This window comes from Companilactobacillus sp. HBUAS56275, assembly GCF_036913655.1.
GTDB lineage: Bacteria > Bacillota > Bacilli > Lactobacillales > Lactobacillaceae > Companilactobacillus > Companilactobacillus pullicola.
In genome coordinates, this window is the sequence record NZ_JAYKKK010000007.1 from 51,192 (window position 1) to 72,800 (window position 21,609).

At 36.5% G+C, this 21,609-nt stretch carries 18 protein-coding genes; 3 read left to right on the forward strand and 15 right to left on the reverse strand.

What is annotated here, in order from left to right; translation table 11 throughout:
* The first annotated feature begins 5 nt into the window (after window positions 1-5).
* Window positions 6-416, forward strand: a complete 411-nt coding sequence (locus tag U8526_RS12020) for a protein-export chaperone SecB (protein WP_334342207.1) — start codon at window positions 6-8, stop codon at window positions 414-416.
* 42 nt (window positions 417-458) lie between these two features.
* On the opposite strand, the gene U8526_RS12025 is transcribed toward U8526_RS12020, so the two are convergent.
* The 8 genes from U8526_RS12025 to U8526_RS12060 form a co-directional block, all read right to left on the reverse strand.
* On the reverse strand, window positions 459-983 hold the full coding sequence (locus U8526_RS12025; protein ID WP_334342208.1) for a helix-turn-helix domain-containing protein: 525 nt from the start codon (window positions 981-983) through the stop codon (window positions 459-461).
* A 153-nt stretch (window positions 984-1,136) separates the two neighbouring features.
* Window positions 1,137-1,670: a helix-turn-helix transcriptional regulator gene (locus U8526_RS12030; RefSeq protein WP_334342209.1), complete on the reverse strand. Its 534-nt coding sequence runs from the start codon at window positions 1,668-1,670 to the stop codon at window positions 1,137-1,139.
* Window positions 1,671-1,780: 110 nt separating this feature from the next.
* Entirely contained in the window at window positions 1,781-2,458 is a 678-nt protein-coding gene (locus U8526_RS12035) for a CPBP family intramembrane glutamic endopeptidase (RefSeq protein WP_334342210.1), read from the reverse strand.
* A 219-nt stretch (window positions 2,459-2,677) separates the two neighbouring features.
* Entirely contained in the window at window positions 2,678-3,193 is a 516-nt protein-coding gene (locus tag U8526_RS12040; protein WP_334342211.1) for a helix-turn-helix domain-containing protein, read from the reverse strand.
* 77 nt (window positions 3,194-3,270) lie between these two features.
* Complete coding sequence (locus tag U8526_RS12045; RefSeq protein WP_334342212.1) at window positions 3,271-4,248, reverse strand: aliphatic sulfonate ABC transporter substrate-binding protein; 978 nt, start codon at window positions 4,246-4,248, stop codon at window positions 3,271-3,273.
* On the reverse strand, window positions 4,245-5,762 hold the full coding sequence (locus U8526_RS12050) for an AMP-binding protein (protein WP_334342213.1): 1,518 nt from the start codon (window positions 5,760-5,762) through the stop codon (window positions 4,245-4,247). Before U8526_RS12050 ends, U8526_RS12045 begins: the two co-directional genes overlap by 4 nt.
* The gene (locus U8526_RS12055; RefSeq protein WP_334342214.1) at window positions 5,719-6,918 is read right to left on the reverse strand and encodes an acyltransferase; all 1,200 of its coding nucleotides are present in this window, start codon (window positions 6,916-6,918) and stop codon (window positions 5,719-5,721) included. The genes U8526_RS12050 and U8526_RS12055 overlap by 44 nt, the downstream gene beginning before the upstream one ends.
* Window positions 6,919-7,695: 777 nt before the next feature.
* Window positions 7,696-8,421, reverse strand: coding sequence for a GntR family transcriptional regulator (locus tag U8526_RS12060; RefSeq protein ID WP_334342215.1), 726 nt, complete (start codon window positions 8,419-8,421; stop codon window positions 7,696-7,698).
* Between the two features lie 143 nt (window positions 8,422-8,564).
* On the opposite strand from U8526_RS12060, the gene U8526_RS12065 reads away from it, so the two are divergent.
* Both U8526_RS12065 and U8526_RS12070 read left to right on the forward strand, forming a co-directional pair.
* Window positions 8,565-9,935 carry a glycoside hydrolase family 1 protein gene (locus tag U8526_RS12065; protein WP_334342216.1) on the forward strand — a complete coding sequence of 457 codons (1,371 nt, stop codon included), beginning with the start codon at window positions 8,565-8,567 and terminating at the stop codon, window positions 9,933-9,935.
* Window positions 9,936-9,950: 15 nt separating this feature from the next.
* The gene (locus U8526_RS12070; RefSeq protein WP_334342217.1) at window positions 9,951-11,270 is read left to right on the forward strand and encodes a PTS sugar transporter subunit IIC; all 1,320 of its coding nucleotides are present in this window, start codon (window positions 9,951-9,953) and stop codon (window positions 11,268-11,270) included.
* 61 nt (window positions 11,271-11,331) lie between these two features.
* Here U8526_RS12070 and U8526_RS12075 read toward each other — a convergent pair whose 3' ends face one another.
* The 7 genes from U8526_RS12075 to U8526_RS12105 all read right to left on the reverse strand — a co-directional run bounded on the left by U8526_RS12075 (window position 11,332) and on the right by U8526_RS12105 (window position 21,351).
* Window positions 11,332-12,666, reverse strand: a complete 1,335-nt coding sequence (locus U8526_RS12075; RefSeq protein WP_334342218.1) for a PTS sugar transporter subunit IIC — start codon at window positions 12,664-12,666, stop codon at window positions 11,332-11,334.
* Between the two features lie 198 nt (window positions 12,667-12,864).
* Entirely contained in the window at window positions 12,865-13,764 is a 900-nt protein-coding gene (locus U8526_RS12080) for an ROK family protein (RefSeq protein WP_334342219.1), read from the reverse strand.
* Window position 13,765: 1 nt separating this feature from the next.
* Window positions 13,766-15,202 (reverse strand): 6-phospho-beta-glucosidase, encoded by a 1,437-nt coding sequence (locus U8526_RS12085; RefSeq protein ID WP_334342220.1) that lies wholly within the window; start codon window positions 15,200-15,202, stop codon window positions 13,766-13,768.
* A gap of 46 nt (window positions 15,203-15,248) precedes the next feature.
* On the reverse strand, window positions 15,249-16,631 hold the full coding sequence (locus U8526_RS12090; RefSeq protein WP_334342240.1) for a PTS sugar transporter subunit IIC: 1,383 nt from the start codon (window positions 16,629-16,631) through the stop codon (window positions 15,249-15,251).
* 138 nt (window positions 16,632-16,769) lie between these two features.
* On the reverse strand, window positions 16,770-17,516 hold the full coding sequence (locus U8526_RS12095) for a MurR/RpiR family transcriptional regulator (protein ID WP_334342221.1): 747 nt from the start codon (window positions 17,514-17,516) through the stop codon (window positions 16,770-16,772).
* A 1-nt stretch (window position 17,517) separates the two neighbouring features.
* Complete coding sequence (locus U8526_RS12100; protein WP_334342222.1) at window positions 17,518-18,336, reverse strand: SDR family NAD(P)-dependent oxidoreductase; 819 nt, start codon at window positions 18,334-18,336, stop codon at window positions 17,518-17,520.
* A gap of 678 nt (window positions 18,337-19,014) precedes the next feature.
* The gene (locus U8526_RS12105) at window positions 19,015-21,351 is read right to left on the reverse strand and encodes a glycosyl hydrolase family 65 protein (RefSeq protein ID WP_334342223.1); all 2,337 of its coding nucleotides are present in this window, start codon (window positions 21,349-21,351) and stop codon (window positions 19,015-19,017) included.
* Window positions 21,352-21,609 lie beyond the last annotated feature (258 nt).

Genomic DNA, 21,609 nt, shown 5'->3' on the forward strand with positions numbered 1-21,609 from the left:
CAACCATGAATAAAATTGATCGATACTTACAATTTGATGATCCCATCGTTTCAGAATTCGACCTTAAAGTTAATGAGCAGTTCGATATCATTGATGGTCTCGAACAACTAGACATCAAAACAATGGTCGAAATGCCTCCAGAACTAGAAATAGATTGGGACTCAGCTGTACCCGTCTATTTGAGCCTCTTTATTAATCTCAATCGAGATGAAGTACCTTATAAAATTTCTGCTAAAATATCTTCATATTTTAAAGTCGATGATGAAATATCTAATGTTGACGCCTTACAAATTTTACAAACAGACGCTGCTACGATCTTACTATCTTATTTACGGCCGCTAGTCTCAATGATGACCGCTGCAAGTGGTTTTCCGGCCATGACCCTACCTATGATAGATTTCAATTCAGAAGATTAAAATACCCTCTCAAAATTTGAGAGGGTATTTTTATTTGGGAAATCATTGTATTCTTATCATTTCTTCTACAAATCCACTAAAAATACTCATAATAAATGGCACTAAGATTGAAACTAATAGTAAAATCCCAAAGATCACAGCTTTCTTATTGAGACTTGCATTGAATTTTCTTCGATTAATATTTACAGCAAAAAGAATAAAAAATATTAAAGAAAATCCTGACATCCAATCAATTACATTGCTCATAGAAATTCCAATTATATAAATTGAAACTAGAACAATCATGGTTAGTAGAAATCCTACAATCACAATTGTTTCAAGCTTCGTTAACTTGATTTTTCCATCATCCTTAAATTTATCCATCAGTGCAACATCTCCTTTAATCAGTTCATCCAAAGAGACACCAAATAATTCACTAATGGCAATAACATTGGCAAAGCTCGGCAGTGTTGTTCCATTTTCCCATTTTGAAATCGACTGTCTGGTCAAATGAAGTTTATTCGCCAACTCATTCTGTGACATATGATGTAGCTTACGCTGTTGTTGTAATTGATCACCAATTTTCATTTTGGCGTCCCCCTTTATTTAGTCACAATTTTAGATGCAATAACTTAATTAGACGAGAACCTAGAGGTTGCACTTACTAAGTCACCTAAATATACAAAAAGAATCGACTTAAAGTCGACCCTCTTTACAAATTTTATCGTTACGCATTCGTTATTAATTTCCATACGCAATACCCTGATCTATACCTCGAATGATTTCAGGAACAGCATGCATAATTTGAGGGATTAGGAATAGAGCTAGCAGTAATATACCAAAAATAACGGCCCGTTTATTAAGTGATTTATTAAATACTTTCCATTTGATATTAGTTAAAAGGCCAATCCCAACGACCAACTCAAATAATGAAATCCAATCCGTCATTTCATGTGAAGTGATTCCATAAAAGTAGAATACCCCTAAAATTACAAAAGCCAAGACAAAGCCAACTGTGACAATAGTTTCTACTTTAGTTAAACCAATTTTTTCATGTTCAAATTTACTGATCAGCTCAGGATCATCTTTGATGAGTTCATCCAAAGAAAGATCGAATAACTCGCTTATCGCGATCACATTAATAAAGCTAGGTAACGAAGTTCCGTTTTCCCACTTAGAAATTGCCTGACGTGAAATATTCAGCTTATTTGCTAAGTCCTCTTGTGACATGTTGTGTTGCTTACGTTGATTTTGTAATTGTCTACTTATTTTCATAAAACCACCCCATTTGATAATTAACAGCTTATCTTAAGTCACACACGCTGAACAGAAACTTGGGGTTGCAATTACAATATTATCGTTATGCCATGGTTACAAATCAATTTCTATACAGACATCATAATAATAGAAATTAAATTATTCAGTACATGTAAAGAAATATCATATTTAATATCACCCAATAAAACGTATGATGATGAGAATATGACACCCATAACTAGATAAGGAATCATCTGAGCGTTAAAAGGTGTTCCATGAATCCAAGTAAATAATGCCGTTGAGATTATAATATATAATCCCATCTGCCACTTAGTTTCAATTCGTCTAAAGAATAGTTTTTGCAAAGCACCACGAAAAATCAACTCCTCAATTACCGGCCCTAAAGCAACTACCGACACAATAGTACTCCACTTACCTTTCCCAAACATATCAATAATTTCTGATTGATTGTCAGAAGTAGGAACCACATATGAACTCCAACCTACCAATACTAGAAGTAGTATCGCCAAAATTATATAGATAACGACCTTATGTTTTCTGTCGAAAGAAGGCAGAAATTCCACATCCGGATGGAAATCCCCTGCAAAATAATCCCAAATATATTTCATTAATAAATATGACAGCACAATTCCTAAAACGAATAGGATAATCTTGATCCATAGTTCTTTTATAGTTTTAAGCGTAGGAATCACCATAGGAATTGCCGACACTTGATACAAGAAATAAAACCAAACCATTAATAAAAAGCCTTTTCCAATTGAATAGCTTCTTTCTTTAACATTCATAACCAGCACCTCATTTCTTTGATAATCAAATCTTATCGATAATGAGCTGTCTAAGACAGAAGCTAGTAGTTGCGTCGAACAATGTAAAGCTAAAGATTCATGGCAATACGTTATATAACCGTTATGGCATATAATCGTGTCCGCCACGTTCCAGCGGTCCACAGATTTTCTACTGCCGACGGCCATTTAAAGACACATCAGTTGATATTCTTCTATAATTTAATGTGTGAATCCGTAAATGAAACCAGCAATAAAATCATTTATTATAGGAATCAAATACAACCCTAGCCAAATAATTCCCCAAAAGACTAGTTTCTTATTTATTCCCTTATTAAACTTTTTCCAATCAATATTATATATTAAAAAACCGAATGCAATAATTTCAGGAATACTAAATAAGGTATCAATTCGATCATCTGATATTCGAAGAATCCTAAGAATTCCCATTATAATTATGGCGATTGTGAAACTGATGATTATTATCATCCAGGTTTTACTTATCTTAGGTTTGCCAGACTCAAACTGATCCATCAATTCGGCGTCACCCTTAATCAACTCATCTAAAGAAATATCAAATAGATCACTAATAGCCACAACATTACTGAAACTCGGCAAAGATTTTCCATTTTCCCATTTAGATATCGATTGCCTAGATATATGCAATTCATCCGCCAGTTCATCTTGCGACATGCCATGCAGTTTACGCTGATTTTGAAGTTGTTCACCTATTTTCATAATGTTCCCCTTTATATATCTTTAAATGATAGCAAAAAAGCCGACCAACTGGTCGACCTTTTTATTTATTATTATCATCATTTATAATCACCTGATTCACTAATAGTTACTTTATTATCAATTAAGCCTGCATCATAGAAAGTATCGGCAATCTTTTGTTCCTCTTTGGCATAAGTCGAATTCATCGCGTAAATACCATAGGTACGGCGTTCTACCATCTTCTTGACTACAGCTTTAGAAACTTTCAAGGACTTACTCATCATCGTTATAAGCTCATTATGATTATTGTTAGCCCATTGCATATCTTCTTCCAAATACTTGATCAAGTATTTAGAAACCTCAGTATTTTCTTTAGCATAGCTTTGAGTTGCTAGAACGTAATCACGATTATTCGTAATTCCCGAGCCATCTACTAATACTTTCGCGTTTTGATTAGTTTCAGCTTGTGAGGTATAAGGGTCCCAAGTAGCCCAAGCATCTACCTTACCTTTTGAAAAGGCAACACTGGCACTGGATTGATCCATATTGACCCATGTAACATCACTAGCACTCATACCCGCCTTCTTCAAGGCAGCTAACAACATGTACTGGGAACTAGTTCCTTTAGTATATGCGACCTTCTTACCTTTCAGATCCTCAATTGAAGAAATACTTGAAGATTTCTTAACTAAGATACCAGATCCTTTAGCCTTCGAAGCTCCTGCAGCAACATAGGTTAACTTAGTACCTGATGAAAGGGCTGAGACTGGAGGCGTATCACCTGTTCTAGCATAATCGACACTACCGGCTTTCAATGCTTGCATCAAAGAATTACCATCTTGGAATTCCTTGAAGACAACTTTGTAACCTTTGGCTTTCATCTTCTTAACAAATTCACCACGTTGTTTGGCAATATCAAAAGGATCACCTTTTTGATATCCAATTGTTACTGTCTGTAATCCTGAACTAGAGCTACTCGTGTCAGTTTGTTTGAAACCATATAGAGCGACTACCGCCCAGAAAAGTAGAACAACGCTGATTAAAATCTTCTTTAGAGTACGTTTTCTTTTGTTCATGCACGCTTACCTACCAGTGCTGACATTACTTGTTCACGCAATTTCAAGCGAATTACTTTGCCCGTAGCATTACGTGGATAGTCTTTTACAAAAAAGATACGTGTTGGTTGTTCATAGTTAGCAAGACTGGCCTTTGCATGTGCCATAATCTTTCGACGTTCCAATTCCTCATCTTGTTCTCCACGAGTGATGACAACAGCTGTAACAGCTTCACCATAGAGCGTATCCGGAGTTCCAATAACTGAGACCTCTCGGACAAAATTTAATTGGCTTAGGATGTTTTCAACCTGGGCCGGCGCAACTTTTTCACCGCCATGATTAATAATGTCTTTTTTACGACCTTTGACAAAAAGGTAGCCATCGTTATCTAAATAACCTAAATCTCCAGTTAAGAACCAGCCGTCCTTAAATGAATCTGGATGTGGGTCTAAATAATCGCTAATCACGTGATCACCTTTAACTACAATTTCACCCAATTGATTACTTTCAGATGTAATTTTTCCATCAATCATAATCGCAACGTCAGTCTTGAATGCTTTACCGGCTGAACCGACCTTAGGGGCGTCAAATGGATTAATGGTGCACTGACTTGCTGTTTCGGTCATACCATATCCCTCCATGATTCTTGTATGGAACTTAGTTTGAAATTCAGTTAATTTATCAAGTGGTAAAGCAAACGATGAACATCTCACAAATCGTAGTTTAATATCTTCATCGTAAGCCGCCAATGAATTTTGATTTATCAACAGAATATTCACAATTGTTGGTACTACTGAAACCCATGTAACGCCGTTATCCCGAATTTGATTCCAGAATTTTGAAGCACTAAACTTCTCAGCTACTACAATCTTGCCGCCTGACAATCTGGTAGAAAGGATAGAAATGGCTTGGGCATTGATATGAAACATTGGCATTACTATCAACGTGGTGTCATCAGCATTCATCTTGTGACTTTCAATGTCATGTTCAGCTGCATTTTTCAAAATACGATGTGTTAATCCAACTCGTTTAGGCTTGCCTGTCGTGCCGGAAGTATTAAGAATCAAGGCCAAATCATCTTCTCTGGGTAAAGCCGGTTCATGTCCTAATAAATTTCGATCACGAATAATGTGCAAGATTGAATAAGTTTGTAAATGTAACGCCGTTACAATAGCCATTCTCTCATCCAAAACGGCATTAACTAAGTCCTCGCCTACAATTGAGGCAACGTAATCATGTTCACTTAATTCTTGTTGTAATTCTCTTTCTGGAGTTGTAGCAGAGATTGGATGCATGACTGCCCCCACTTCCCAAAGTGCTTGGGTCAAAACGGGATAGGCTGCCGTATTTGGTAGACATACCAAGACAACATCTCCTAAACCAATGTGTAAGTCTATCAATTCTTTTTTCAAATCATTGACATCCTCGGCAAATTCAAGTCCCGTGAACCACTTATTCGTGGTTTCATCCTTAATAATTTTTTCATTTTTATTATTCTTTAACTGTTTGTTTAATAGATTCGTTATTTCTGACATATTTTTTAACTCCTTTTGTTAGGTGCCACTGCGGGCGTCCGATTAGTATTCCAAATGGAGGAACTTTGTAGCAGAACCATGAGATAAGAAAGGCTCCGCCTAGTACAAATGCGTATCCTAATGGCAATAACAACAACATGACGATTGAAGGTACCTTTATCACGCTGAGAATGCCATATAGCAATGTAATGGGAATCGTCTGAACTAGATAAATCCCAAAAGATACTTTAGCCATATTGCTTACTGCTCGGTCAATTATCTTCGGCAACCCATTGTTTCGAGCATGGGCGTACTGTCGTCCGATCCAGAAAACAAAGGCAATCATGAAAGTATCGTAGATAAAGATAAATGGTTGGTGAATTGATTCCGTGGCACTCATACTTAGTTTCAAAATATTTTGATTACCAAAGAATAAGAACACCGTCCCAATTGCCATAACCAAAGTTGACCAGCCGATCACCCGATGATTTTTCTCAATAAACTTATCAACTTGATCATAGTGGATAGCTACGAAAGCCCCAGCTATGAAGTAGAATTGGTAAACTAAAACGTTCATTCCGTAAGCTCTGAATAAATACCACCAACTGTCACGGTCAACACCTGGCAACCAATACTTAATCCCTATCACTAGTAGTAATTGCACGATTGCACTCGTTACCAAAATAGCGGTGTGGTGCTTAGGCAATTTTTTGAACATGTAAACTATCAATGGGAAAATTAGGTATAACTGGAATGTCACTAAAATGTAGTACATGTAATATTTGTTACCATGAATGATGGCATCAATTAAATTTTTATAATAATCCGGCCAACTTATCGCTACGCCTGCCGTAACGGTGGCAAACCACATCAGGATTGCATTCCAACCAATGTACGGTATTCCGACGCTGATATAACGTTTTTTCCAAAAGTGTAACCAATGATTATCACGATTATAGTAATTTAGTACCAAAACGAGTCCGGTCATAAACATGAAACCCATTCTGGTAAAATGAAGCATCAAATGTGTTGCTTCGATAAAGATTTGACTACCTGAGCCATCACCGACATTATTTTTAAAAGCTGTCGTTGTATGGTTAAGTAAAACTCCGCCGATAAAGAGAACTCGCATTAAATCGACTTCATATAAGTATTTCTTTTTCTTCTTAGTTGCCAAGAGTTCACCTCTATTGCGATTATTTCTTTGCTGCTGAAAAGCATAGTTAAGTTATAGCATCGCAACGGGGGTATGGTCTTGATGATTCATTAAGGTTAAAATAAGAAATTCTTAGATAAGGGGGGTTGCTTAGGATGCCGTCCTCCACAAAAATTGGGAATGCTGTTGGAACGCTATGGGCGCGATTCGGAGCTAATTATTTTACACTTCGTGCAAAATAATGGATCTTCGAAGTCGGCCTCATTGTAACCGGCATAGCCGGTAACAATGATCTCATAGCTGAACGCATTCCAAATTTTTGCTCCGGACTATAGAGTGCTTCTTTCGTTTGTACGCCTTTAAATACTAGATAGTAAAAATAATATTCACTATAATTTTTAGACGAGCTCATATATTTAATAAATACTATTATTTTTTAGACTAGAACTTATAATCCTTACTTGATTACATAAAACTATCCAAATACTGCAACCTTAACTAATAACAATAAAATCAGAAATACAGTCAGTAGTAGAAAATCTGTGGGCCCTCAATGGTGCAATTCTACTTAGCTTGCGAAGCAAGGTTAGTAGAAGACCGAGCTTGGAGATCCATGATTTTGCGCGAAGTGCAAAATTATTAGCTTCAAGTCGTGTCCACCACGTTCCAGCGGCCCACAGATTTTCTACTACCGACGACATCCTTAGGTCAAACCAAATAGTACTTTGACTATTAAAAAAGAGTGTTCATATTATCATCCAACATTTGAATTGGTGATAATATGAACACTCTTTTATTTTAAATATCACTTTTATGTGAAAGGAAAACTCGATACCCACCTGTATCGTACGGTCTATCTGTTGATGATTTTTCAAATGGTGTTCCGTCGTCCAGATAAACTATCTGGCTTACATTCAAAATTGGATCTGTCTTATTAATCTTTAAATACTTAACATCCTCGGCATCTGGTTTTTTAGCCATAATGGTTCTGTCTGCCGCACCAATCTTCAATTTCAGATCTTTCTGGACATAGCCATAAATTGATTTATGTAAAACATCACTATTAACTCCAGGAATAACATTTACTGGCATTTTGGTAAATTCCAACGCATATGGTTTTCCGTCCACTAATCGTAATCTTTTTATGTCATAAACCGCATCGGTCTCTGAAATTTTTAAATCTTCTTTTTCATCATCGCTCGGATACCTCAAATTAAATTCGATTATCTTACTGACTACTTTGTGGTCCTTACCTAAAAGACTGGAAGTACCAACATATTGATCCACGCCAATGTCCATATTAGCGATACTGTCAGCGTTGTTCTTCACATAAGTTGCTGAGCCTTGTTGACTATAAACATAACCTTTAGTTTTTAGTATTGCTAAAGATTTTTGTAATGTCATTCGGCTGGTTGAATATTCTGTTGCCATGGTTTTTTGATCAGGAAGTGGATTCCCTGACTTGTAAGCTCCAGATCTGATTTTCTCTATGATATCGTTAGCTATTTCCTCGTATTTTGACATAGTTCTTTAACCTCAATTTTATCTATAAACATATAATACCTGTGTTTTACTTATTTGAAAACGTGATAACTCAATTTATAAATTTGGGTTTACAAGTTATATGTAAGCGAGTACAATTCGTGTTGTAAAGGGAGGATATTTTTATGAATGAATTAAGAAAAGACTTTTTATGGGGTAACTCAACTTCTAGTATGCAAACTGAAGGTGCCTATAACGAAGGCGGTAAAGGTAAATCAGTTTACGATATTCGCAAGGCTACTGATGATGCTTCAGACTGGAAAGTGGCTATCGATGAATATCATCGTTACCCAGAAGATATCAAATTGATGAAAGATATGGGTATGAACTGTTACAGATTCCAAATCTCTTGGAGCCGTGTTAATCCTGATGGTGATGGCGAATTCAACGAAGAAGGAATTAAATTTTACGATGATTTAATTGATGAATTACTTGCTAATGACATTGAACCGATGATCTGTTTATATCATTTCGATATGCCACTACACCTGGCTGAAAAGTATAACGGTTTTGTCAGTCAACACGTAGTCGATGCTTTCATTCGTTACGGAAAAGAAATGCTTAAACGTTTTGGTAACAAAGTTAAATACTGGATCACTTTTAACGAACAAAATCTTTACAGTGTTCCTGAAGCTTTCAAGATCAGTGGTTACAAAGGTGACAATTCAATCAGAGACTTATATCAAATTCAACAACACGTATTCCTTTGCCACGCTGCCATTGCTAATGAAGTTCATGAAAATTATCCAAATACACAAATTGGTGGCATGCTAGCTTATCAAGAAGTTTACCCTGCAACGGCACTACCTACTGATGTTGCTGCCACACGTAAATTCTTAGAATTTGCAGATAACAATTTAATTCGTTTATTTACTGAAGGAAAATATTCCGATGAAGTTATTCACTACATGAAATTGAATCAACTTGACGACATCTTAGATCCTAAGGAAATGGAAATTGTTTCTCATACTAAGAGTGATTTTATTAGTTTCAGCTATTATTCAACTTCAACTATCGACAGTACTTTAATTCCTATAAATACTTGTCCTAATTTTTACAGTATCGAAGGACACAAACCTAATCCATACCTCTTAACTAACGAATGGGATTGGCAAATTGATCCGTTAGGCTTCAGAACTGTGCTAACTACTATTTCTAATGAAACACACCTTCCACTTTTCCCAATTGAAAACGGAATTGGTGTTAGTGAAAAATGGGACGGCAAGAATCCTATTAATGATGATTACCGTATTAAATATCACCGTGATCACATTCAAGCTATGAAAGATGCCGTAAGTATCGATGGTGTTGATGTCATGGGTTATCTTGGCTGGGGCTTGATCGATATCCCTAGTTCTCAAGGAAACATGGAAAAACGTTACGGAATGGTATACGTAAACCGTGGTAATCATGACCTTAGAGATATGAAACGTGTTCCTAAGAAGAGTTTCAACTGGTTTAAAGAAGTTATCAAATCAAATGGAAATATTCTATAGAATGGAGTGATCAAAATGGATGCTAGTAAAAGCAAAGGTCAAAAATTCTTTGATAAATTTGCCTCTGTATCTGCACGTATTGGGTCTGAAGTTCACTTAAGATCCTTGCGTGACGCTTTTGCCGTTATTATGCCTCTCTTCATCCTTGCTGGTGTTGGAGTTTTAATTAATAACGTTGTCTTCCCCAAAGTAGCCAGTGGTGATACACTAGCTAACTTACAAGTTTGGGGAAATCTAATTTCCAATGGTACTTTAAATATTGCCGGACTAATGTTAGCCCCTGCAATCGGATTCTGTTTGGCACGTAATAAGAATTATAGTAACCCTATCGCTGCTGCTATTATTTCACTAGCCAGTTTAATCATGACCATGCCTCTTTCATTGAGTGTAATTCCTGATGGTGCCAAAAAAGCTGTCGATGTTTCTGGCATGCTTTCATTCAGTAATTTAGGAACAACAGGTATGTTCAGTGGTATCATCGTTGGACTTTTAGCTACTGAAGTATTTATTAAATTATCAAATGTTAAACATCTACAAATCAACCTAGGTGATAACATCCCACCTGCTGTGTCAGCATCATTTAATTCTTTAATTCCCGCTATTTTAACAGCCAGTTTATTTGCTTTAATCGCAGCCTTACTAGCCGTTTTCGGAAATACTGATCTTGTCACATTAATTACTAACCTTATTCAAGAACCACTCAGAAAAGTTAATACTAGTCTTTTCGGAATGTTATTCATCTACTCGATTGGTAACTTCCTATTCACACTTGGTATTCATCAAACTGTTATTAATGGTACTTTGCTTGATCCTGTTTTGTTGATCAACATGAACAAAAATACAGCCGCTTTTGCCGCCGGACATCAAGCACCTTACATTTTAACTAATACCTTCCGTGATACTTTCGGAATGATGGGTGGAACTGGTTCAACAATCTGTTTACTAATTGCTATTTTCTTATTCTCCAAGCAAAAATCAGGTAGAGAATTAGGCAAATTAGCTATTGCCCCAGGACTATTCAACATCAATGAACCAGTTATCTTTGGATATCCTATCGTCTTCAATATTCCTATGATGATTCCTTTTGTTTTAACTCCAGTTATTGGTGTTCTAATTGCTTACTTCTTTACTGCAATTGGATTCATGAATCGAGTCGTCGTAATGGTTCCTTGGACTACCCCACCACTATTATCAGCATATCTAGCTACCGCTGGTGATTGGCGAGCCGTTCTAGTTCAAATACTTATAATCGTAGTTGGTGTATTCTTCTACCTACCATTTATGAAGATAAGTGAACGTGTACAAGCAAAACAAGCTGAACAAGCTTTAGGTTAAAAAATAACAGTCGCTAAAACAATTTTGTTTTAGTGACTGTTATTTTCATTTTCTTTTAAAATTAGGCCTTAGCACTAGCTCCAGCTTGTTCTTGTTTATAAAGAATTTCATCCTGTTTATGAACAAATGGATAGTAAACAAAGAATGAAGCAGCGATAATAATAGCTTGCCAAATCATAACTTTCCAGCCACCTACTAAGAATCCTGAAACAATTGGTGGTGTGGTCCATGGTACTTGAACACCATTCAAATATGGTAGTACTCCGATTTTAATCAAGAAGTACGTTGAAAGCATGGAGAATGTTGGCATGAACATGAATGGTAATAGCATAATCGGATTCAAAACAACTGGTAAACCAAAGAGGATTGGCTCATTAATATTGAATATTGCTGGCACAATAGCTAATTTACCAATACTCTTCAGTTGAACTGATTTTGCAAAGAACAAAATATAGATTGCCAATCCAAAGGTCATCCCGGCACCTGTTACGGTACCAAATTGGTCCATCAATGATTGTGTAAAAATGTGTCCACCTAAAGCTTGAGTCACAACCCCATGAGCTTTGAAAATTTGAGCATTTTGTAAAGCATTAGCTTGTAGTAATGGTCCCATGATACTACCGACAATAGTAGAACCGTGAACTCCAAAGAACCATAGGAATGGCACCAAAATACCAACTAAGAAGACACCACCGGCTGAGTCGGTTATTCCTTGTAAAGGTGTTTGAATCGTTGTATAGATCCATTGTGTTGCTGTTTGATGTGCTACTAAATCAAAGATAATATAAATAATTAGAAAACCACACACAATTGCAAATGCTGGAATCAAAGCGATAAATGAATCGGCAACTGCAGGTGGTACGGAATCAGGCAATTTAATCGTTATATGATGTCTTAAAAACCAAGAGTAGATCCAACCTGTTAACAATCCCACAATTAGAGCAGCAATCATACCTTGACCACCCAGCCAAGTTCTATCGATAAAGCCGCCTAGCATTGTTGGAGCTTGGTTAGCAGAAATAACAGTTTTTGTACCGTTCAATACTGGAGTTGTTGGATGCATAATCAAAAGGAAACTAACCAATGCAGTCATCCCCGCTGGCAGTGGTTCAAATCCAGCATCCTTTACCCAACTATAAGCAATGCCGACAACGGCAAAAATTGCCATAACACCAAATGAAGCATTATAAGCTTGCGTCCAATATGGTGTTAAACCTGTTTTGTTCATCCAGTCAGCAACTGCTTTAACTGGGAACGAACTCAACAGCAAAAAAATTGAGCCAATCATAATGAATGGTAAAGAAATTAACATACCATTTTTGATGGCAGTCATGACACGGGTATTTACAAATTTCAACATACCTGGCATAACTTTGTCGTTAAACCAAGTTTTCATAATCTCACCCCTATTCAATAATAAATACCTAATTATTCTTTGATACGACCAAAGATTATCATTTTTATTTATTATTGATAGCATTTACATTTGAAATTAAATATACGTATCGTATAAAAAAACAGGAATCTATATACAGGATTCCTGTTTTTTATTACACGTATATCTAGTCTTCACGGGGGCGAACCATTTGACTTTTTAAGCGTGTATTAATTGATAAACTGCACCAATCATCCCAGCATCGTTCTTCAACTTAGCTGCTTTAACTAGTGGTAAATCTATATCTTTAATACTATTATGTGTAGCTCTGACTTCTTCGATAGTCTTATTCAAATTATCGATAAATTCAGTATTGGCACTGATACCTCCACCAACAATCACTGTTGCGGGATCAAAGGAAACTTCTAAGTTAATGATTCCCTTTGCCAAACTGTGATAGTAACTCTTCAAAACATTCTGAGCCAAAACTTCACCAGCGTCAGCACGTTTGAAAATCAAACGGGCATCTTCAACTGGTTGACTACTGAATTGATTGTAGCGTCTGATTAAACCGATAACAGTTGCACCACGGAAGTTTAAACTCCCCATTTCAACGTCAATGTCATCATCTTCAACAATCATCCAACCAAATTCACCAGAACGAGCATGAGCGCCACGATAGATCTGATCATTAATAATCAAGGCACCACCGACGCCAGTTCCTAAAACTAAACCAATATAGTCATGAATCCCTTGAGCTGAACCGATCCATTTTTCAGCAATCGCTGCGGCGTTAGCATCATTTTCAATTTTGGCAGGTAGTCCTGTCTTTTCTTCTAACAGTTGAGCTAAATTGATTCCTGTAAAACAGGTTACGGCTCCAGAAGTTGTTAGAAAACCATCTGCTTGGACAACACCAGGCATACTGACACCAATACCTAAGACATCTTTATCAACCGCTTGAATTTCTTTAACAGCTGTCACCAAGTCATCCAATAAGCCAGCTTGATCATCAACTTTAGTTTTAAAATGTCCTTTATTGGATACAACTCCATTTTCATCAACTAGACCATATTTGACTGAAGTTCCACCAATATCTAAACCTACATAATTTTTCATCTTAATCTATCTCCGCACCATTGGTTTTGATGACATCTTGAAACCAATAGAATGAGTCTTTCTTATAACGATTCAAGCTACCTGTTCCGTCATCGTTTTCATCAACGTAAATCATACCATAGCGTTTAGACATCTGACCGGTACTTGCGGCAACCAAATCAATGCATCCCCAAGGTGTATAACCGATTAAGTTAACGCCATCTTTTAGGACTGCTTGTTTCATTGCGCGAATATGATCAGTCATGTAGTCGATACGATAATCATCGTGGACCTTATTGTCACTAGTCTTCTTATCAATTGCACCAAGTCCATTTTCAACGATGAATAATGGTAAGTGATAACGATCATTAAACCAGTTCAAAGCATATCTCAAACCAACTGGATCAACTTGCCAGCCCCACTCACTAGCTTTAACATAAGGATTCTTAACACGGTCGTGACTCTCGTTATATTCAAGTTTGCCAGTATCTTTAACGGCAAAGGACATGTAGTAACTGAAACCAATGTAATCAACTTTACCTTGGCTTAACACTTGCAAATCATCGTCAGTCATATCCAAATCGAAACCACGTTCTTGGAAATGATTCAACAACCATTGTGGATAAAAGCCATTCACGTGAACATCAGCGAACCAGAATCTTGTTTGCATCGCGCGTTGAGCAAATAAAATATCTTCTGGTTTAGATGTAAGTGGATAGATTGGAGTCATCGCAATCATGCAGCCAATTTGGAAATCAGGATTGATTTCATGTCCAATTTTGACAGCTTCAGCACTAGCAACTAATTCATAGTGAGCTGCTTGATACATTAATTTTTCATTATTTTCGCCTGGTTTAGGAACGATTCCTGAATCAGTGAATAAAGCGTGTGTTGATTCATAATCAGTTTGATTATTGATCTCGTTAAAGGTCATCCAATATTTAACTTTATTTTTATAACGTTTGAAAACTACTGTGGCAAATTTAACAAAGAAGTCGATTACTTTCCGACTACGCCAGCCACCATACTTTTTAACTAAGTGATATGGCATTTCAAAGTGAGACAAAGTAATTACAGGTTCAATGTTATATTTATGTAATTCATCAAACATATCGTCATAAAATTTTAATCCAGCTTCATTAGGCTGTTCGTCATCACCATTTGGAAAAATTCTTGTCCAAGCAATAGACGTTCTGAAACACTTGAAGCCCATTTCAGCGAATAATTTAATATCTTCAGGATAACGATGATAAAAATCAATTGCGTTGTGATTAGGATAAAATTCGTTAGGATCAATTCCATCAGTAATTTTTCTTGGTACACCGTTGGCTCCAATAGTCATTACATCAGCTGTACTGATACCTTTGCCTCCTTGATCAAACCCACCTTCTAATTGGTGAGCAGCTACTGCACCACCCCACAAAAATCCGTCTGGAAATGATTTTCCTTTTAATGTCATAAATTTTTCCTCCTCAATGCGTTACATCATCGTTATACATTTACAATTAAGCTTCTACTGTGCCATTAATATCTTCGTCTTTGGCACCTTTTTCAATTTTTTCAGTTTCATCTTTATCATCGTCAGGAACAGCCATCTTATTAGCTGCCAATACGAATGGGAAGTACATAGCTACGGAAATTGCCAAACAAACAAATCCCATAATTAGTCCAATTATATTACCACCAGTTCCTAAGAATGGCATCAGAGGCCCTGGAGTAGTCCACGTCATACCTATAGCCGGCGTCGGCATCCACTTCAATACAATTGTTACAAGATAACCAACTAAAATATTAACAACAGGTGTTAATACGAATGGAATAGCCATAATTGGGTTCAAAACAATTGGTAGACCAAACATCAAAGGTTCATTGATATTAAATAGTCCAGGAACAAAAGCTAATTTAGCAATAGCACGGTAATCTTTTCTTCTTGATACTAAGAAAATTGCAATGATAAGACCTAGTGTCATACCAGAACCACCCATGTTAGCAAAAACATCGTTCATAATTCCCCAAGTAACTGGATGTGGAACTCCGACAGTACTACCACCATGAGAAGCAATAAATGTTTGGTTAGATAGATCTGCTTCAGTAAAGATAATTGATCTCAAAGCATTCAAAGTGTTTGGACCATGAATACCAACAAGCCACAATAGGTTTTGAACAATAGCAATGATAATAACACCATAGATATTGACACCAATATGAGTAAGTGGTGTTTGGATTGATTTATAGATGATATCGTTAATACCTTGTGGTGCAACCAATTGAATTAGATAATTTACAATTGAAGCAACCATGATAACAATAACAATTGGAATCAAACCATTAAATGAACGAGCAACAGCTGGTGGTACCATATCAGGCATTTTTATTTGAAGTCTTTTAATTCTAGTAAGCTTAGGTAAGAATTCACCAACCAAGCCACCACAAATCATGGCAACGAACAAACCTTGAGCACCCATGTATGTTGTTGGTAAATATGTAACTCCACCCTTGATAATTGATGGTGTGTACATAATCATAAAGACTGCAATACCAGTCATACCAACTAACATATCATCAGCCTTAAAATGATGGGCTAAATTTCTAGCAACCAAGTACGCAATGAAAATCGACATAATGTTCATTGTTCCATTAGTTACAGAAGTAAGAAGCTTTTGTGCTTCTTCCAAATGTGGGAAAAATTTCGGTAAGAATAAAATTTGTGCAATGAAACCTTGTTTTGAAAAAATAAGACTGTTAATCAAAATAACAATTGAAGCAGCCATTGTGATTGGAAATGTGTACATGAAAGCATCACGGATAGCTGCGATGTGACGTTGTTCGTTTAACTTAGTAGCAAACGGAACAATGTGTTTTTCCATGAACGCATTGAAACTGTTCATCATAATATTGAATCCCCCTTTATTTGATTACAAATACAGTATAAAAAAACGCTTACAAAATGTGAATACTTTGTAAGCGTTTTGAATTTCTGTGCCTATGTATTGAATAATGTTCCGGCTATGGTACAACACGTTCCGCTATTCCATTTTACGACCAACATCTTGATTATGTAGTTCCATTAATAATCCATCAACAATATAAACGCAGGGTACCTGACTAGTTAAATCGTAGTATTTATGAATCCTCGTCTCTGGAATATTGTAACTAAGTGCATAACGCCCGATTCGGGCAATGGGACTCTCGATGTTCCCAGTTACACTAACTAAGATAGTATCTGGACTGTTAACAAAGTTATTTAAGGTTTCCAGAATCTCACTAGTTCGTCCTGAAACAGACAAAGTAACGATGACATTATTAGAAGTATTGTGTAATTGTTGAATCAATGGATAGAAAGGATCTTTAACAGCATATGAATTAAATCCCAATGACGCTGCCTGTCTGGAAGCATATTCCGCAATTGCTCCAGAACCACCCATTCCAAAGAACACGATATTATCAGCATCAAGCATCAAATGAGCTACTAACTTAATTGTTTTTTCAATATCATTAGGAAACGCACCTCTATCAATGATATTTAACACATCACTTTTAGACCGCATTAAATCTTGATTTTCACTTTTAAACGAAACCTTAAATTCCGGGAAACTACTATAACCAATTTTATGAATAAACCGCATAACTGAAGAATTAGAAACATGAGCCCCCCGAGCTAAATCACGTACTCTCATTAAAGGAACCTGTTCATCATGATCAACGATATACCGATAAATAGCCATATCAACTTCTGATAATTTATCAATATCTTTGAATCCAAAAAATGCCATATTAAATCCCCTTCATCATTTTAGACAAGACTGCTCGATAAGTATTCGGCATCGTTCTGGCTACTAAAACCATCCCATGATCAACAATTGAGTGGTAGTAACGACGTTTAGGTCTGTCATCAGTTGCGGCACGATAAAATACTTTAGCCAAGTCTTCGGCTGTGGCTTCACTAAATGTAATTTTTGAAAAGAGCTCTTCAGTTTTATCCAACATATTTTCATAAGGAGAATCTTCAACTAAATTCTTTTTAGCATTTTTAAAAGCAATCTTGCTCCATTCGGATTTAGTTAATCCCGGTTGCACAATAACTGAACGAACACCAAATTGTTTGACCTCTTGATCCAAAACATCACTCCACATATTCAAGCTGGCTTTAGTTGTGTAGTACCAACCACCAAGAGGGCTATAAATATTAGAACCAACTGAGGAAATATTAACAATTCTACCAGAACCCTGACGTCTCATTTGTGGCAAAACATGCTTCGTAATCTGAGCCGCACCAAAAACATTAACGTCAAATTGTTTTTTAGCATTCTCAATAGGAACTTCTTCAATCGGACCGAATTCACCATAACCAGCATTATTGACCAAGACATCAATTTGTCCTTGTTCACTAATAGCACGATCGACCAAAGCACGAACAGAAATGTCATCAGTAACATCCAAACTCTGTGTATGAATGCCTTGTTCACTTAAATCCGCTAATCTCTCAACTCGACGAGCTCCACCATAGACCTCAAAGCCTTGTTCTTTGAAGTACAAAGCCGCAGCTTTTCCCATTCCTGAAGAAATACCTGTAATAATTGCTACCTTTTTCATAAAATGCCCTCCTTCTTACTATTAAGTCAATTCTATTATAGAAAGCGGTTTAATAATCAAAAAAATATAAAATTGTCCTAAAAATTATTTGAATGAACTTAAGGTGTGCGTTTCTATTGCCGGCCTCCACAACAAGCACGATTGGTCTGGAACGCTGTGGACGCTGATTTGAGTCAATTGAAAACCACAATTGTCTCAAATACAGGTCTTCTACTAAGCGATAAATCGCTAAGTAGAATTTCACGGCTGAGACCAATCGGGCTTGTTGTTCCGGACTAGTGTGTTGTTCTATTTATATCTTTCCTAATATGTTAGACAGTAAAAATAGTATTCCAATGAATGGACTCAGCTATGCCCATATATCCACATATTTAGACATTTCTTTCCTTAATTTCACCTGTCATTATATGAAAACAAAAAATCTGTGGGCCCTCAGTGGTGAAGTTCTGGTTGGCTTGCAAAGCAAGGTTACCAGAAGACCGGACTTGGAGATCCATGATTTTTCGCGAAGTGAAAAATTATTAGCTTCAAGCCGTGTCCACCACGTCCCAGTGGCCCAAAGATTTTCTACTACCGACGGGCATCCCTAGACCACATCAGTTGATATCTACCATGTCTCATTTATATCCCAAAATAAAAAAGCCTTACCAACTCTTAAAGAATTGATAAGACTTCCTTTTAATCTTCTACGTTCACTTCAACCGATATGGGAATTACTATTTTTGAATTAGCCGCAACGTGATAAAGCTCATTGTGATTAACAAAAGTAATAGCGTCTCCTAGAACTGATATTTGGAAAGTATCTTTATATACATCTATCTTCAACAGGCTTTGATGCCAGTTAATTTCAAAATGCAAACTGTTCCACTTGCTTGGAAGATGTGGCTCAATTCTCAATTGCCCATCGAGAACTCTAACACCACCGAATCCTTCAACAACCATATTCCAAATACCACCAATTGAGGCCATATGTAACCCCTGAACTGATTTTCCAACGCCACTCCCTAAATCAATTTCACAAGCTTTTTCGAAATACTCATAAGCTGTATCAGCTAAATTCAAATCACTAGCCAAAATACTGTGGGTCGAGAAAGATAGTGATGAATCGTGTGTGGTCTTAGGTTCATAGTAATTCCAATTGGCAAGCTTAATATCATCACCGAATAGATCATCGAACAAGAAGATCAATAGTAAAACATCCGCTTGCTTTGTAACTTGTAAATCATTGATTTGTTGAATGTTATAATCTTTGAAAATTTTGGCATGACCGCCATCAGATTGATACTGATTGGTATCGACTATTTTCTTTTGTAGATACGAATCGTCTTCTGGAATAACCTCTGATTTGTTTGGCTTTGGTAGAAAAATCAAATCTACTTTTGAAATCCAATCCTGATAAGCGTCATCCAGATGTAGTTTCGAATTCAATCTGTCATAAATTTCAGAATTAGAATTTCTTAATAATTCGACGACCGCAATTGCCTTTTGAATACACCAGAAAGCTGTATAGTTGGTAAACGCATTGTTATCAATATGTTCCTTATACTCATCTGGTCCAATTACATCATCGATCATAAATTTGTGATACTCAGGGTCCCAATCCAAACGACTTGCCCAGAATTTAGCGGCATCCAGAATAATCTCATATCCCATATCTTCGGCAAATTTTTGATCCTCAGTAATTGCCAAATACTGCATTACAGCAATAACAACGTCACTTGTAATATGTTGCTCCAAAGAACCTGACAAGATACGCATTGGTTTACCCGTTACGATATCAGCTGAACCCCAAGGTGGCGTCATTTCACCATCAGTTGACCAAGCTGACTCCCAAGGGAACTGTGCTCCCCAGTAATCGTTGTCTCTGGCTTTTCTTCTAGCACCGTCCAATCCCAAATAACGATATTCCAAAAGGTTACGAGCCATTTCCGGCATTGTGAAAGTAAAGTATGGCAACATATAAATTTCTGTATCCCAGAACGTATGACCTTTGTATCCTTCACCAGTCAACCCTTTAGCTGCAATATTCATTCGTGGATCCTTAGGAGTATTAGCGGCTAATTGATAACGAGCAAAGTTAATTGCAACTTGTGGATCAACGTCATCAGAGTCAATACTGATCAAACTACGTTGCCACACATTAATATTCCAGGCGTTAGTCGATTTATCCAACAATTCCTTATAAGTCATCATGCTAGATTTTTTAATTGCGTCCATCGATGCTACCGAAATAGTCTCGTGCTCAATATCTTTATCAATAGTCGTGTAAACATTGGCATATTTAACAAAAGTGAATTTATCACCCTTATTTAAATCAACATTATACTCGTCAAAAATTTGGCGACGTCCCATATCTATATTAGGTTTAACGTCTAATTGTTCCTTATTGATATAGGCTTTCTGCAACACATTAAAAGCTAGTCCAATATTCGACTGTTGTGTTTTTTCCTGTAATTGTAGGATCTTACCTTCAAATAGACGCTTATCACCCTCAACTAAATGTTGAGTCCCACTATTGGAATATTGACCGTCAATTCCTGAATTGAGTGTGATCTTCAAATCGCTCTGATCAGAAGAAATTTCCAATTTAGAGACCAGCAGATGAACATCACTCATTGAAACGAAACGTGAAAACTTAAAACTGATTCTATTGCCATTAATTAGCCAATCAAATGACCTAATCAACTCACCGTTCTTTAAGTTGAGATGCTTATGGTAATTTTCTATCAACCCCATACTCAAGGAGAATATCTGTTGATTGATCTGAATTCCCATATTTAATAAATCGGGTAAATTAGGAAGCTCCGTGACTTCATCGTTGAATGCATCAAACGTCCCAGCCACGAACATATTCCGCCTTTCGTTTAAATTTCTTTCTTCGGCGGTCGCTCTTATGCCCAGATAACCATTGCCTTGAAACATTATGGCCTCAGTTTTATCATCCTTGAAGAGGTCGAAATGGTCGGTACCGATATACCAACTGTCATCTTTTTTGGTAGTTACACAGTATTCCATACGTCATCATCCGTTCATTAAAGATATTTTGCCCTCAATATCAGTAATGTCGTTCACATAATCCGAGTCCTCTGCTTTTATTGTACCTAAATTTTTATAGATGTGAACTATTTCACTTGTGATTTATATTTCAAACTTTTGGCAAATAAACTTTTTATTTAACCTCCACACAAGTGAGCATTCTTCATTATCTATTTATGACTCTTAACTAAAAGAACGGCCTCCATTTATTATTCAGGACATACACACTTGAATCCT

Bases quoted from the DNA above. Each gene is read 5' to 3' on its own strand.
- U8526_RS12020 (WP_334342207.1), top strand. From the start codon at position 6: ATGAATAAAATTGATCGATACTTACAATTTGATGATCCCATCGTTTCA.
- U8526_RS12025 (WP_334342208.1), bottom strand. From the start codon at position 983: ATGAAAATTGGTGATCAATTACAACAACAGCGTAAGCTACATCATATG.
- U8526_RS12030 (WP_334342209.1), bottom strand. From the start codon at position 1,670: ATGAAAATAAGTAGACAATTACAAAATCAACGTAAGCAACACAACATG.
- U8526_RS12035 (WP_334342210.1), bottom strand. From the start codon at position 2,458: ATGAATGTTAAAGAAAGAAGCTATTCAATTGGAAAAGGCTTTTTATTA.
- U8526_RS12040 (WP_334342211.1), bottom strand. From the start codon at position 3,193: ATGAAAATAGGTGAACAACTTCAAAATCAGCGTAAACTGCATGGCATG.
- U8526_RS12045 (WP_334342212.1), bottom strand. From the start codon at position 4,248: ATGAACAAAAGAAAACGTACTCTAAAGAAGATTTTAATCAGCGTTGTT.
- U8526_RS12050 (WP_334342213.1), bottom strand. From the start codon at position 5,762: ATGTCAGAAATAACGAATCTATTAAACAAACAGTTAAAGAATAATAAA.
- U8526_RS12060 (WP_334342215.1), bottom strand. From the start codon at position 8,421: ATGTCAAAATACGAGGAAATAGCTAACGATATCATAGAGAAAATCAGA.
- U8526_RS12065 (WP_334342216.1), top strand. From the start codon at position 8,565: ATGAATGAATTAAGAAAAGACTTTTTATGGGGTAACTCAACTTCTAGT.
- U8526_RS12070 (WP_334342217.1), top strand. From the start codon at position 9,951: ATGGATGCTAGTAAAAGCAAAGGTCAAAAATTCTTTGATAAATTTGCC.
- U8526_RS12075 (WP_334342218.1), bottom strand. From the start codon at position 12,666: ATGAAAACTTGGTTTAACGACAAAGTTATGCCAGGTATGTTGAAATTT.
- U8526_RS12080 (WP_334342219.1), bottom strand. From the start codon at position 13,764: ATGAAAAATTATGTAGGTTTAGATATTGGTGGAACTTCAGTCAAATAT.
- U8526_RS12085 (WP_334342220.1), bottom strand. From the start codon at position 15,202: ATGACATTAAAAGGAAAATCATTTCCAGACGGATTTTTGTGGGGTGGT.
- U8526_RS12090 (WP_334342240.1), bottom strand. From the start codon at position 16,631: ATGAACAGTTTCAATGCGTTCATGGAAAAACACATTGTTCCGTTTGCT.
- U8526_RS12095 (WP_334342221.1), bottom strand. From the start codon at position 17,516: ATGGCATTTTTTGGATTCAAAGATATTGATAAATTATCAGAAGTTGAT.
- U8526_RS12100 (WP_334342222.1), bottom strand. From the start codon at position 18,336: ATGAAAAAGGTAGCAATTATTACAGGTATTTCTTCAGGAATGGGAAAA.
- U8526_RS12105 (WP_334342223.1), bottom strand. From the start codon at position 21,351: ATGGAATACTGTGTAACTACCAAAAAAGATGACAGTTGGTATATCGGT.